The 13,779-nt window shown below is 64.0% G+C and carries 10 protein-coding genes (1 of these 10 cut by a window edge); 4 read left to right on the forward strand and 6 right to left on the reverse strand.

Translation table 11 applies throughout. The features are described 5' to 3' along the window. A protein-coding gene (locus DB459_RS26940; RefSeq protein WP_253710398.1) for a hypothetical protein crosses the window boundary here: on the reverse strand, nt 1–222 show its start. It extends 825 nt beyond the left edge of the window; 222 of the gene's 1,047 nt are visible here — the first part of the coding sequence; its start codon is at nt 220–222; its stop codon lies off the left edge, out of view. Nucleotides 223–720: 498 nt separating this feature from the next. On the opposite strand from DB459_RS26940, the gene DB459_RS26945 reads away from it, so the two are divergent. From DB459_RS26945 to DB459_RS26960, 4 genes are all read left to right on the forward strand, one after another. Next, nucleotides 721–2,292 (forward strand): ABC transporter ATP-binding protein, encoded by a 1,572-nt coding sequence (locus DB459_RS26945; RefSeq protein ID WP_253710400.1) that lies wholly within the window; start codon nt 721–723, stop codon nt 2,290–2,292. Beyond that, nucleotides 2,276–3,364 (forward strand): ABC transporter permease, encoded by a 1,089-nt coding sequence (locus DB459_RS26950; RefSeq protein ID WP_253710403.1) that lies wholly within the window; start codon nt 2,276–2,278, stop codon nt 3,362–3,364. Before DB459_RS26945 ends, DB459_RS26950 begins: the two co-directional genes overlap by 17 nt. Then, entirely contained in the window at nt 3,351–4,268 is a 918-nt protein-coding gene (locus DB459_RS26955; protein WP_253710405.1) for an ABC transporter permease, read from the forward strand. The genes DB459_RS26950 and DB459_RS26955 overlap by 14 nt, the downstream gene beginning before the upstream one ends. A 168-nt stretch (nt 4,269–4,436) precedes the next feature. Further along, nucleotides 4,437–5,507: a BMP family ABC transporter substrate-binding protein gene (locus DB459_RS26960; RefSeq protein WP_371927016.1), complete on the forward strand. Its 1,071-nt coding sequence runs from the start codon at nt 4,437–4,439 to the stop codon at nt 5,505–5,507. Nucleotides 5,508–5,654: 147 nt separating this feature from the next. On the opposite strand, the gene DB459_RS26965 is transcribed toward DB459_RS26960, so the two are convergent. The 5 genes from DB459_RS26965 to DB459_RS26985 form a co-directional block, all read right to left on the reverse strand. After that, nucleotides 5,655–7,004: an 8-oxoguanine deaminase gene (locus DB459_RS26965; protein ID WP_253710409.1), complete on the reverse strand. Its 1,350-nt coding sequence runs from the start codon at nt 7,002–7,004 to the stop codon at nt 5,655–5,657. A gap of 259 nt (nt 7,005–7,263) precedes the next feature. Further along, nucleotides 7,264–8,514 carry an IS256 family transposase gene (locus DB459_RS26970; protein WP_253713713.1) on the reverse strand — a complete coding sequence of 417 codons (1,251 nt, stop codon included), beginning with the start codon at nt 8,512–8,514 and terminating at the stop codon, nt 7,264–7,266. A 441-nt stretch (nt 8,515–8,955) separates the two neighbouring features. Next, nucleotides 8,956–10,482, reverse strand: coding sequence for an aminotransferase class III-fold pyridoxal phosphate-dependent enzyme (locus DB459_RS26975; protein ID WP_371926827.1), 1,527 nt, complete (start codon nt 10,480–10,482; stop codon nt 8,956–8,958). After that, nucleotides 10,479–11,924, reverse strand: coding sequence for an APC family permease (locus DB459_RS26980; protein WP_253710411.1), 1,446 nt, complete (start codon nt 11,922–11,924; stop codon nt 10,479–10,481). The genes DB459_RS26975 and DB459_RS26980 overlap by 4 nt, the downstream gene beginning before the upstream one ends. 55 nt (nt 11,925–11,979) lie before the next feature. Continuing rightward, the gene (locus tag DB459_RS26985) at nt 11,980–13,494 is read right to left on the reverse strand and encodes an aldehyde dehydrogenase (RefSeq protein WP_253710413.1); all 1,515 of its coding nucleotides are present in this window, start codon (nt 13,492–13,494) and stop codon (nt 11,980–11,982) included. Nucleotides 13,495–13,779: the final 285 nt, after the last annotated feature.

Consider the following 13,779-nt stretch of genomic DNA (forward strand, 5'->3'; position numbering starts at 1 on the left):
ATGGGTGAAGGCAAAGATGTTCTTCGGCGTGCTGGCGCTGGCGCCCGGCGAAGTCGCGGTGAACTGGTAGGCGTAGGTCAGGCGGTTGTCGTTGACGATGAAGAAGGGCACATCGGCCACCGGCTTCGCCTTTACCGGCATCGTCGAAAGGTCGGCGGCAAAGGCCGAGCCGGCTGCCGCGATCGTCAGACCGAACGCGAGTGCGTAGGATTTCAATTTCATCAAGTGCCCCCGAAAGTGAGTTGAGACGACGAACGTTGTCGCCTCACTTTGCGCGGGGGCGGCACGGACGGAAGCACGAAAGTTCCGCATGCCCTGCACAGACATTGACGCGAGCGCGAAATACATGAGCAGCGCCCATCGCGTTGCGGCGCCGGCGCGCGGGCGCTTCGCATGATCATGATCATGCAAAATTCGCGGAGTTTACGCGGTGTTCGGCGCCTCGCCCGTCGGCTCGCGGCGCGCTGCGACGACACGCCGCGCCGTCATCGGCCGCTGCTCATTTTCTGACCGCGCGGTCCCTGCAGGATTCCGATTTGCGGCCGCCTGTCGCAAATCAGCAACAGATCCGTCGACGCCGGGACAAGAGCGTTTTCAACAGGTTGCACCGGGATTGGGCAACTGGTGGCGCTTTTCATGACTTATCTTGACGGACGATCTGGCACAGTATCGTCCCAATAATCCCGCCCGCGCGAGTCCCGCACCGAAGCCCCGACGCTCATGACCGAAGCTCCACCTTCCCCGCCCCCGGCCGGCGCCATCGCGCTTCTCGAGGCCGTCGGCATCACCAAGCTTTACGGCGATTTCGCCGCCAATGACGGCGTCGACCTCGCCGTCCGGCCGCATCAGATCCATGCGCTGCTCGGTGAAAACGGCGCCGGCAAGTCGACCCTCGTCAAGATCATCTACGGGCTGATCCAGCCGAGCGCCGGCGAGTTGCGCTGGCAGGGCCGCCGGGTCGAGCTGAGCGGACCGGCCGCCGCGCGCGCGCTCGGCATCGGCATGGTGTTCCAGCATTTCTCGCTGTTCGACAATCTGACGGTGGCGGAAAATGTCGCGCTCGGACTGCCGGCGGGCGAATCCTTTTCGGCGATCTCGGCGCGGCTCGCCAAGATCTCCGCCCTCTACGGGCTGCCGCTCGATCCCAAACGCGAGGTCTGGCAGCTGTCGGTCGGCGAGCGCCAGCGCATCGAGATCGTCCGCGCCCTGATGCAGGATCCGAAATTCCTCATTCTCGACGAGCCGACCGCCGTGCTCACGCCGCAGGAAGCCGACCAGCTCTTTGCCGTGCTCGAACGGCTCAAGGGCGAAGGCCGCGCGATCCTCTATATCAGCCACAAGCTCGAAGAGGTGAAGCGGCTGTGCGACACCGCCACCATCCTGCGGGGCGGCAGGAAGGTGGCGAGTTGCGATCCGCGGCTGGAAAGCGCCGCCTCGCTGGCGCGGATGATGGTCGGAAGCGACATCAGGGAGGTTCGCGCCAGGAGCCATCGCCCCACCGTGCCGCGCCTCGTCGTCAACGACCTGAGCGCCGCCCCCGAGGAGGCGCACGGCACGCGCCTTCGCAACATCTGCCTCGAGGTGAAGGGCGGCGAGATCTTCGGCATCGCCGGCGTTGCCGGCAACGGCCAGGACGAACTCTTCGCCCTGCTCTCGGGCGAACGGCGGCTGCTCGATCCGGCGAAGATCGTCATCGACGGCCAGGCCGCCGCCCACCTCTCCATCACCCAGCGCCGCCGCCTCGGCGCCGCCTTCGTTCCCGAGGAACGGCTGGGCCACGGCACCGCGCCGCGGATGCGCCTGTCCGAGAATGCGCTTCTCACCGGCCACGCCACCGGCACCATGACCCACCACGGCTTCATCGATGCCGCCGCGACGCTCGCCACCGTCGATCGCGCCACCGCGGCTTTCGATGTGCGCAAGGCCAAGCGCGATCCCGAGGCCGCCAGCCTGTCCGGCGGCAATCTGCAGAAATTCATCGTCGGCCGTGAAATCCTGCGCAAGCCGGCCGTTCTCGTCGTCAGCCAGCCGACCTGGGGCGTCGACGCCGGCGCCGCCGCGGTGATCCGCCAGGCGCTGATCGATCTCGCCGCCGACGGCGCCGCGGTCATGGTGATCAGCCAGGACCTCGACGAACTCGCCGAGATCTCCGACCGCATCGCCGTGATGTTCCATGGCGGCCTCTCCGCGCCGCTCGCCACCGCCGAAGCCGACCGCGAGACCATCGGCCTGCTGATGGGCGGCAGTACGATCCAAGCGGCAAAGGAGCACGCCCATGGCGCTGGTGCTTGAGAAGCGCGCCGAGCGCTCCACGCTGGCGGCGCTCACCTCGCCGGCGATCGCGATCGTACTGACGCTCGCGACCATGGCGATCCTGTTCGCCGCCATCGGCAAGAGTCCGTTGGCAGCGCTGTCCGCCTATTTCGTCGAGCCGCTGACCGACAGCTATTCGCTGCAGGAGATCGCGGTCAAAGCCTCGCCGCTGGTGATGATCGCGGTGGGCCTCGCGCTGTGTTATCTCGCCAACGCCTGGAATATCGGCGCCGAGGGCCAGTTCCTGATCGGTGCCGTGGCGGGAAGCTGGATCGCCGTCGCGACCCAGGGCACCGACGCCGGCCCCTGGGTGCTGCCGGCGATGATGATCTGCGCCGCCGCCGCCGGCGCGCTCTATGCGCTGATCCCGGCGCTGTGCAAAGTGCGGTTCGGCGCCAGCGAAATCCTCACCAGCCTGATGCTGGTCTATGTCGCCGACCTGTTGCTGGACTACCTCGTCCGCGGCCCCTGGCGCGATCCCAACGGCTTCAACTTCCCGACCACGGCCGAATTCGATCCGGTCGCAACCGTGCCGCTGCTGATCGAAGGCAGCCGGCTCCATATCGGCGTCCTGCTGACGCTGGTCGTGGTCGTCGCCGTCGCCATCCTGCTCGGGCGCACCATCACCGGCTTCGAGATCCGCGTCGTCGGCATCGCGCCGCGCGCTGCCCGTTTCGGCGGCTTCAATGCCGATCAACTCGTCATCCTGACCTTCGCGGTGTCCGGCGCGCTGGCGGGCCTCGCCGGCATCATCGAGGTCGCAGGACCCGTCGGCCATCTGCAGCCGGGGATTTCGCCGGGCTACGGCTTCACGGCGATCATCGTCGCCTTCCTCGGCCGTCTCAATCCGGTTGGAATACTAATTGCAGGGCTATTCCTCGCGCTGACCTTCATCGGCGGCGAACAGGCCCAGATCGCATTGAAGATCCCTCTCGACATGACCAAGGTATTCCAGGGCATCCTGCTGTTCTACGTGCTCGCCTGCGACTCCCTGATTCTCTACCGGATCCGCTGGATCACGAGCCAGAGGAGCGCCGATGGAGCTGTTTGAGGCCATCCTCCTTTCCGTGATCACGGCATCGACGCCGCTGCTGCTGGCGGCGGCGGGCGAACTCGTGGTCGAGCGCTCCGGCGTGCTCAATCTCGGCGTCGAAGGCATGATGATCCTGGGCGCCGCCTGCGGTTTCGCCGGCGCCCACCTCACCGGCTCGACCCTGGCCGGCGCCCTGTGCGGCGCCACGGCGGGCGTTGCGCTCGCGGCGGCATTCGCGCTGATGACGCTCGGCCTCGCGGTCAACCAGGTGGCCACCGGCCTCGCTTTGACCATCCTCGGCATCGGCCTGTCCGGGCTGATCGGCGCCGGCTTCGTCGGTGAACGCATCGCGCCGGCGCCCCATCTCTTCATCCCGCTGCTCACGAGCATGCCGTTCGCCGGGCGCCTGCTGTTCGGACAGGATGGCTTCGTCTATGTCTCCATTGCCCTGATCGCGGGCATCTGGCTGTTCCTCTATCGCAGCCGCGCCGGCCTCGTGCTGCGGGCGATCGGCGACAACCATGTCTCGGCCCACGCGCTGGGCTATCCGGTGCTGAAGATCCGTTTCCTCGCAGTGCTGTTCGGCGGCGCCTGCGCCGGCCTCGGCGGCGCCTATCTGCCGCTCGCCTATACGCCGTTCTTCGTTCCGGGCATGACCGCCGGCCGCGGCTGGATCGCCCTCGCGCTGGTGGTGTTCTCGTCGTGGCGGCCGATCCGCCTGGTGGTGGGCGCCTATCTGTTCGGCGCGGTCAGCATCCTGCAACTGCACGCCCAGGGCGCCGGCGTCGGCGTGCCCTCCCAGCTGATGTCGGCGCTGCCCTATCTCGCCACCGTGCTCGTGCTGATCCTGATCTCGCGCGCGCGCAGCGGCGGCTCGACGGCGCCGGCCTCGCTCGGCACCGTCTTCGTGCCGGATCGCTAGCCCGGTACCCAGTTTCCGAAGTTCGTTGGAGGAGATGCGGTACCCTTTGCGAACTTTGGAAAGTGGGCACCGGCACCAAGCGTTTCACTCCATCCGGAATGCACGCGACGGGGCGTTGCGTTTCGGCGTTCTGTTCACCCGTCCCTTTCGAATGGAGATCATTGCATGATGCGTAAAACCCTGTTTGCCGCGGCCGTCGTGCTCGCCGGCGGATTGCAGGCGGCGACCGCGTCCGACAAGCTGAAGGTCGGCTTCGTCTATCTCGGTCCGGTCGGCGACTTCGGCTGGACCTATCAGCACGAGGTGGGACACCAGGAACTCGTCAAGGCGCTCGGCGACGAGATCGAGACCACCTATCTCGAAAACGTCAATGAAGGGCCGGATTCCGAGCGCGCCATCGAACAGCTGGTCCGTGCCGGCAACAAGCTGATCTTCACCACCTCCTTCGGCTACATGGACCCGACCCTGAAGGTCGCGAAGAAATATCCGAACGTGCATTTCGAGCACGCCACCGGCTTCAAGCGCGACAAGAACATGGCGACCTATTCGGCGCGCTGGTACCAGGGCCGCTACATCCAGGGCCAGATCGCGGCCAGGATGTCGAAGAAGGGCGTGATCGGCTATATCGGCTCGTTCCCGATCCCCGAAGTGGTGTCGGGCATCAACGCAACGCTGCTCGGCGCCCAGAGCATCAATCCGAACATCAAGTTCAAGATCATCTGGGCGAATTCCTGGTTCGATCCCGGCAAGGAAGCCGACGCGGCCAAGGCGCTGCTCGATCAGGGGGCCGACATCATCACCCAGCATACCGACAGCCCGGCGGCGGTGCAGATCGCCTCGGAGCGCGGCGCCATGGCCTTCGGCCAGGATTCGGACATGATCAAGTTCGGCCCGAAGACCCAACTCACCGCCATCGTCGACAACTGGGCGCCCTATTACATCGAGCGCATCAAGTCGCAGCTCGACGGCAGCTGGAAGGCCGGCGACACCTGGGGCGGCCTCGACAGCAAGATGTTCGTGATGGCGCCCTATACCAACATGCCCGACGACGTGAAGAAGCAGGCCGAGGACACCGAGGCCGCGCTCGCCAAGGGCACGCTGCATCCGTTCAAGTGCCCGCTCGCCGCCCAGGACGGCAAGGCGCTCGAATGCAAGGACGGCGACCATCTCGCCGACGGCCAGATCCTGAGCATGAACTACTACCTCAAGGGAATCGACGACAAGCTGCCGGGCAAGTGAGGGCTGCGGACGGCGATACGTCCGTCAAGTGCCCCCTCACCCGGCGCCTCGCACCGACCTCTCCCCGCCGTCGCGGGGAGAGGTCGGATCACGTCAGCGATCCGGGTGAGGGGCATTATCAATTATCAATCGTCTGAGCAGTAACAATCACCCCGCCCGCAGCGCCGCCGCCGCGACCGAATGGCGGCGGATCAGATCGGCGATGTCGAGGCCGGCGATGGCGCCGTTCTCCACCGCCCAGCGGCCGCCGACCATGACGCGGTCGGCGCGATGGCCGCCGCACAGCACGAGCGCGGCCAGCGGATCGCCATGGCCGGAGAAGCGCAGTTCGTCCAGCCTGAACAGCGCGAGATCGGCGATCTTGCCGGCCTCGATGCGGCCGAGTTCGGGCCGGCCGATGCAGGCGGCGGATCCCTGCGTCGCCCAGCGCAGCGCGTCCTTGTGGCTGACCCTGGAAACGCCGTAGCGCGCCCGCTGCAACAGGAAGGCGGAGCGCACTTCCTGGATCAGGTTGGAGCCGTCGTTGGAGGCGGAGCCGTCGACGCCGAGGCCGATCGCCACCCCCGCCTCCTCGAGATCGCAGACCGGACAGCAGCCGGAGGCGAGCAGCTGGTTGCTGCAGGCGCAATGGCTGATGGTGGTCTTCGCCCTGGCGATCCGCCGGCCTTCGTCATCGTTGAAATGAATGCCGTGGGCGAGCCAGGTGCGCTCATTGAGCCAGCCGCAGTCCTCGAGATAATCCAGCGGTCGGCAGCCGTAGAGCTGCTGGCAGAACTCGTTCTCGTCCTGCGTCTCGGCGAGATGGGTGTGCAGCCGGACGTCGAGCCGCGCCGCGAGCTCGGCGGTGGCGCGCATCAACGAGGTCGTCACCGAGAACGGCGAACACGGCGCCAGCGCGATCTGCACCATGGCGTCCTCGCCGCGCTCGTGGAAGCGCTCCACCACCCGGACGCTGTCGGCGAGGATTAAGTCCTCGTCCTGGACCACGCTGTCCGGCGGCAGGCCGCCGTCTCGCTCGGACAGGTTCATCGAGCCGCGCGTCAGCAGCACGCGAAGGCCGAGCCGGCGCGCCGCCGCCACCTCGATGTCGACGGCGTCTTCGAGGCCCCGGGGAAAGAGATAGTGATGATCGGTGGTGGTGGTGCAGCCTGACAGCAGAAGCTCGGCCATGGCGACCGTCACGGCGAGGTCCAGCGCTTGCGGCGTCAGACGGGCCCAGACCGGATAGAGCGCCTTGAGCCAGGGAAACAGTTCGCGGTCCATCGCCGCCGGCAGCGCCCGCGTCAGGGTCTGGTAGAAATGATGATGGGTATTGATCAGCCCGGGGACCACCACGTGTTGCGCGGCGTCGAAGGCGACCGTGTCGCGCGTCTGCGGCTCGCGGCCGGCCGCCACCAGCTCGACGATGCGTCCGTCCTGGATCACAATGCCGCGCTCGGCGCCGTCCGCGAGGATCGCCAGCGGATCCTTGATCCAGATCGGTTTTGTGGCAGTCACGCATCATCTCCTTCAGATTGTGCCGCGTTCAGGTTATGGCGCGGAAACAGAACTGGCGTCGGACTTGCAGGGATACTCGGCGCCTCGCCGGACGAGTTGCAGCAAAAGCGGTATCGCGTGCGACGGGCAGCTTGCAACATCGTCCAGCATCAATATGATTCTAGTGTCCCGTCTCCGAATTACCGCTTCGTTTGCCTCACCCTGGCGATGTCCCGTTCGCTGTTGAAGTCTTGAGAGCGGACGTTGCTTGGCATTCAGATTAGGCGGCCTTCTTCTGCTGCTCAAGAGCGTGACGCGCTTGAATGGCTTTGAGCGCGACCTTCAGGACTGGCAATTGCTTCCACGCCTTCAGCCGCCTGAAGCCCTTGGCCGCTTCGATCATCCCTGCGGCCGTCCAACGCAGAGCCATGCTCGCGTCGCGCCATCGCTTGACGTTGCCGCACACACGCCTGATCGTGCCGTTCATGTTCTCGATGACGTTCGTGCATGCCAGTGATCGTCTGAGCTGCGGCGGCAGGCCGAGCCGCGTGACCGTGAGGATTTCGTCGAGCCCCTCGAAGATGCTGGCCGCGACGCCCGGCGCTTCACGCTCCAGGCGCCGGGCCAGGTTCTTGATCAGTTGCTCGGCGCGCGCCGCGTCGTCGATGTCCCCGGCATGGCGCAGCGCCTTTCGGACTGGCGCATGCAGATGCTTCGGCAGGCGCTCGACGATGTTGCGGGCCTTGTGAATTTGACAGCGCTGGGTCGGCGTGTGGCGGCCAAAGGTTTGGCGGATCGCCTTGGTCAGCGCCTTTGCGCCATCGACGATGAACAGCCGGCAGATCGTGGGGTCGAGGCCGCGGCCGCTCAGGTTGTCGAGAAGCGCCTGCACCGTCGCGGCATTTTCCGTGGCGCCCTCGACAACCGCCAGCGGATGCTTGCCGCCGTCGCTGTCGATCCCCACCGCGGCGACCAGAACCAGCTCCTCGGTGATGTGCAGCCCGTCGATCTGGATCGCGAGCAGGTCGAGCCGCGACAGGTCAGAGGACATCCATTCCGTCATCCGCGCCGCCGACAGCTCGACGAACCGGCGCGACACGGCCGACTTGGAGCGGCTGTCGCCCCGCTCTGCCGGAGCGTCGCCTTCCGGCAGACGCCCCGCGCGCCCGAACCGGCGCGTCGACACGTTCAGCACCATCAGGTTCATCGCCCATCGGCTGAGCCACCCTTCTGCCCGGGCGGTTTCCCAACTCGGCAGTGCCATCTCCCCGCCGCCGCGCCGACGCACGCGGGGCCGCTCGACCTGGACCGTTCCCCCATGAAAGTCCAGCCGGCCTGTCGGTCGTCCCCACCGATGGCCGTCCTTGTCCTTTGATCGGCCATGCCGTGGCCCGCAAAGCCGTTCGGCGTCTTCCTCCATCATCCCGGCAAGCGTGGCGATGCCGGCTGTCAGGCAGAAATGCTCGAAACTTTCCCCAACCGTTTGCCAGGCCGCTTCCACCATCGCGGTCGCATCAGGCTTCGTTCTCATGGTAATCTTATTCATGGCGTTGCTTTCCTCGTGGGTTCGACACCCCGAGCCTACCGGCTCAAGGCGAGCAACGCCGCCCTTTCTATTTCAACAGAGGTCGGGACATTCCCTTTGCTAATGTCCCGTTTCCAACGTTCGTATTTCTTTGCAGCAGACGCTTCAACGAACGTTGGAAACAAGGAGACACTAGCATCATTATGATTCTAGTGTCCTGTCTCCGAATTACCGCTTCGTTTGCCTCACCCTCGCACGGTAATTCGGAGACATCAGGACACTAGCAAAATCAAAAAGCTAGTGTGGCTTATGTCTCGCAATTGCCTACAGGGGCTTGCCGCAAAGGGCATCGGCAATTGCGAGACGCCACACTAGTGTGGTTTTGGATCTGACGCTCGTCTGAAGAGCTCGCTGCAATGCTGAAACGAGCGTCAGAGATCTACCGCACTAAGTCAGCGTTTCCACACGCTTGAACGCCGCTGTCAGAGCATCGATAATGTTGTCAACATGCTCGGCTTGAATCACGAGCGGCGGCGATAAGATGATGGCTGCCCCGGCCGGACGCACGATGACGCCTTCCTCCCGCGCGAAGGCCGCGACTTGTTCAGCGAGTCCCGTCTGCGGCTCCAGCGGGACGCGAGTCTTCTTGTCGGCGACGAGATCAATGCCGACCATCAGGCCCTTGCCGCGTACTTCACCAGCGATGCGCGACAGGCCGGGAATATGCTGCAGTCCATCGAGGAGACGTTTGCCCTGCACGGCGGCGTTCCCAGGCAAGTCTTCGCGCTCGACGATTTCGAGGGCCGCGAGCCCGGCCGCGCACCCAAGCGGATGCCCGGTCGCCGTATAGCCATGCATAATGAAGCCTTCCGGGGTAACGTCCTTGTACCAGGCCGACGCCACCCGTTTGTTGAGTACGGTTGCACCCAGCGGAATGTAGCCCGCCGACAGCCCCTTCGCGAGGCACATGATGTCAGGCTTCACGCCCCAACCGCGAGCGCCGAACATCGATCCCGTGCGCCCGAAGCCCGTGACCACCTCGTCCGAGATCAGCAGGACCTGGTATCGATCAAGCACCTCGCGTAGTCTGGGCCAGAAGCTTGGCGGCGGAACGATGACCCCACCGGCGCCCTGCACCGGTTCCGCGATGAACGCTGCGACTGTATGCGGTCCCTGGTGAACGATCTCACGCTCCAGCAGTTTGATCACAATGTCTGCCAGCGTCTCCGGATCTTCCGACCAGACATTGCGATACGGCCACGGTGAGTCGATCTGGAAACAACCGTCGAGGAGCGGCTCGTACGGCGCTCGATAGTATGTGCTACCATTGACCGACATTCCGCCGAAGTGCACGCCGTGATAGCCCTGCTTCAACGAAATGAACTTCGTACGAAGCGGCTCGCCGGAAAGCTTCCAGTATTGCCGTGCCAGCTTGAGCGCCGTCTCGACCGCGTCAGAGCCGTTCGCCGAGAACAGCACCTTATCCATATCCTCCTCGGCCGACATCTCGACGATTTTCGCCGATAGCTCGATCGAGGGGCCGGTTGTCGTCCCCGCGAATGACGAATAATAGCTAATACGGTCCATCTGGGCGATGATCGCGTCTTTTATTTCCTTGCGGTTGTGACCGACATTCACGTTCCACAGACCGCCAATGCCGTCGATGTATGTCTTACCGTCGATATCGGTGACAAACACTCCATCTCCGCTAGCGATGATTTGGGGCGGCTGCTGACGCGACAGCAACGGATGGATCATCGGATGAAACTGATGCCTGGTGTTTTCTTCTCGAATGAAGTTGTGATTGCCTTGAATCATGGTCTTTTCCGCCTTTGCCCCGTCCAGATGATGGAAAACGGGATGTTGGAGCGGGGTGTACTCTCCTCCATCCCATTTCGGCTCGGGCCATCCCGCGGCAGGACGCGCGTGGAAAGCAGCGCAAGCCGCTTTAGCGCGGCCGGCGCGCTGTGTCACGAGCCGAAGACTCGTCCGAGGTTTTCGTAGAGTTGCGGGCGACTGCGGCGAATTTGGGTGGCGAGCGCCACGCCCAGGAGTCCGACCGCCACAATGATAAGGGGGAAGGACCGCACGATCCAACTCTCGCTGCCCGCCAAAAGCGACAGGTTCGAGATCACCAGGAACAGCATCACCATGAGGCAGAGACATGCAAGCGCCGGCGCAACGGTCGTCGTCCAGGCTCCGTGCAAGTTAGCTGTCTTTCGGAAATAGAGGATGATCGCGACACAGACGATGGACTGAACCGCCAGAATGCCGATCACCGTCAGAGCGGACATCCAGGCGAAGACGACGGAATAGGGATCGGAATTGAGGAGCACGAATAGTGCGATCATGGCCGCCGCGATTGCAGTTTGAAGATAACCGGCCACATAGGGGGAGCCGTGTCTGTCGTGAACTTTACCCAGTCGCCGGCTGGCCAGCCCTTCCCGCCCCAATGCGAAGAAATAGCGGTTGATCGTGTTGTGGAAGGAGAGCACGCAAGCAAAAAGACTGGTGATCAGCAGGATGTTGATTACCGTGCTCGCCCATGGGCCAAGAACAGCGTCGGCAGCCCTGAAATAGAGGGTCTCGAGCCCGGCCTTCGCCGTCTCTTGCACATTCCCCGGCCCATAGAACTGGACGATGGCCCAAGTCGAAAAGGCGTAGAAGGCTGCAATCAACAGCACCGCGACATAGGTCGCCCGCGGGATCGTCTTCTCGGGATCTTTCGCCTCCTCGCCGAAAATCGCTGTCGCCTCGAAGCCAATGAACGAGCCGATCACGAAGACCAGAGCAACCCCAAGGCCGGTTGAGAGAACGGTGGGTGGCGCGAACGACGTCAACCCAATGCCTTCGGGGTGTGGGCCGGCAGCCAGGATTCCGAGGTCGAGGAACAGCAGGATCGCAATCTCCGCCAGCATGCACACCCCCAGGATGGTGCCGGAGAACGCGATGTTGCGCTGTCCGCAAATCAACACCACGACGAGCGCCACATAGGCACATACCCACCAGGGCACGACGAGCCCCAACGGCGCCAGCGCACCCGATAGAAATACGCCGAACAAGGCATAGATCGCGATCTGCACGGAAGTGTAGGTGACGAGCGCGATCAAGGCGGCCGCGACCCCCGCTTCCTTACCGATCCCCGAGGCGATGTAGGTATAGAATGCGCCAGTGCCGCCGACATGCCGGCTCATCGCAGTGAAGCCCACCGAGAAGAGCAGGTAAAGCAAGCCTACAATAACGAATGCCCCCGGGACACCGGCGCCGTTGCCAAAGGCGAAGGCTGCAGGCGAGGCGCCAACTACAGCGGTCAGCGGAGCCGCGGCGGCGACGACGAAGAAGACGATGTGCGCCAGACCGACCGAATTCTTGGACAGACGCTCCTGCCGGGCTGGCGTAGCTTCGCTAGACGACATAACGTTTCCCTTCCCCGTTTCCCGTTCACCGAGATCTCAAAATCGACCAGTTTCGTCATCCGACGGCGATGCAGACGGATTTGGTCTCTAGAAAATTGTCGAGCGCTGCCCGTCCATGCTCGCGGCCAATGCCCGACCGCTTGAGGCCACCGAACGGCATGTTCTGATCAGGCAGGTTGTGGGCGTTGACCCAAACAGTCTCAGCCTGGATCCGCGGGACGTAACGCAGCATCTTGTTGAGATTGGTCGTCCAGATGGATGCACCAAGGCCGAAGCGGGTGTCATTGGCGAGGCGGATCGCCTCCTCGGGATCGGAGAACGGAGTGATCGTGACGACAGGGCCGAACACCTCGTCCTGCATGATCGACATGCCCTGCTGAACATCGGTGAATATCTGCGGTTGCACGTAGAATCCGGGTCCGTCGTGCGCTTTCTGGTCAAGCAGCGGCCGAGCCCCCTGCTCGATGCATTGGTCGACGCACGCACGGATGTGCGCCTGATGCTTGGCCGACACGACCGGATTGATCTGGTTTGCCGGGTCGAGGCCAGAACCGATCGATAGCGAACCAGCGATTGCTGCGAGGGTCTCGACGACACGATCATACACCCCTTTCTGCGCATAGATGCGGGTGCCGGCACAGCAGGTCTGACCCGTGTTGAAAAAGATTCCCACCCCTGCGGCGACGGCGAGTTGATCGAGGTCCATGTCGTCGAACATGATCATCGGCGCTTTGCCCCCGAGCTCAAGGGTCACGCGCTTCATGTCTCGCATGGCCTGGATGCCGATAATTCTTCCGACCTCGGTCGAGCCGGTAAAGGCGATCTTGTTGACATCCGGGTGGGCCGTAAGCGCCGCGCCCGCTTCCTCGCCCGTTCCCGTCACGACATTGACGACGCCCGCGGGAATTCCAGCTTCAAGACACAGCTCGGCCAGGCGGATTACGGTCAGCGGCGTCTCTTCGGCCGGCTTCAACACCACGGTACAGCCGCAGGCCAGCGCCGGCGCAATCTTCCAGCACGCCATGTTGAGCGGGAAATTCCAGGGAGTGATCGCCCCGACGACACCGACGGGCTCCTTGCGTGTGAAAGCCTGATAGCGAGCCCCAGGCGGGACCGGAATGGAAACATCAAGCGTCGAACCTTCGATCTTCGTCGCCCAGCCAGCCATGTAGCGAATGTATTCCGCAGACGACGTCACCTCGACAAGCCGAGAGAGCATCACCGACTTGCCATTGTTGACGGTCTCAAGCTGTGCCAGCTCTTCGCCGTTCTCCTCCAGGAGGTCGGCAAGCTTCAGCATCACGCGCTGCCTCTGCGCGGGAAGCCGCCGCGACCATTCACCGGCCAGCGCCTGTTTGGCGGCCCGCACCGCCGCATCTACATCTTCGGGCCCGCTGCGTGGAACAGACGTGATCGCGGCTCCAGTTGACGGGTCGAACACGGCAAGCGTTTGCCTACCCGCGGCAAGTGGACGCTCGGCCCCCACGATCATCCTGATCTCGGAGGCAACAAAGGACCGGACCCCGGTGGCGAGTTCCAATACCGGCGTCTCCGGGGATGCGATGAACATTCTCTTCCTCCCTGATGAACATGCGCAACGCTGCCCCTGTTCTTCAATCTCATCGCCCACGCGCGTGTCGCGGCGCGGCGCAGAGCGATCCATGCTGAGCGCCAATGCCAGGATCCCGCCGCATGGCATGGCATTTCGCACAAGACGGAGCGCACAACTCTGTGCGCGGTCTGCGAAAGCCAAACCTATTTGTCGACACTACGCACTTACAGCGGAGCCCGGAGCCTGTCGTTTTCGGCGTCCACGCGGGGTAACGAATATCCGTCGATGCGGCGTGTGCAAACG

Origin of the sequence: Bradyrhizobium sp. WD16 (genome assembly GCF_024181725.1) — a bacterium.
Lineage (GTDB): Bacteria > Pseudomonadota > Alphaproteobacteria > Rhizobiales > Xanthobacteraceae > Bradyrhizobium_A.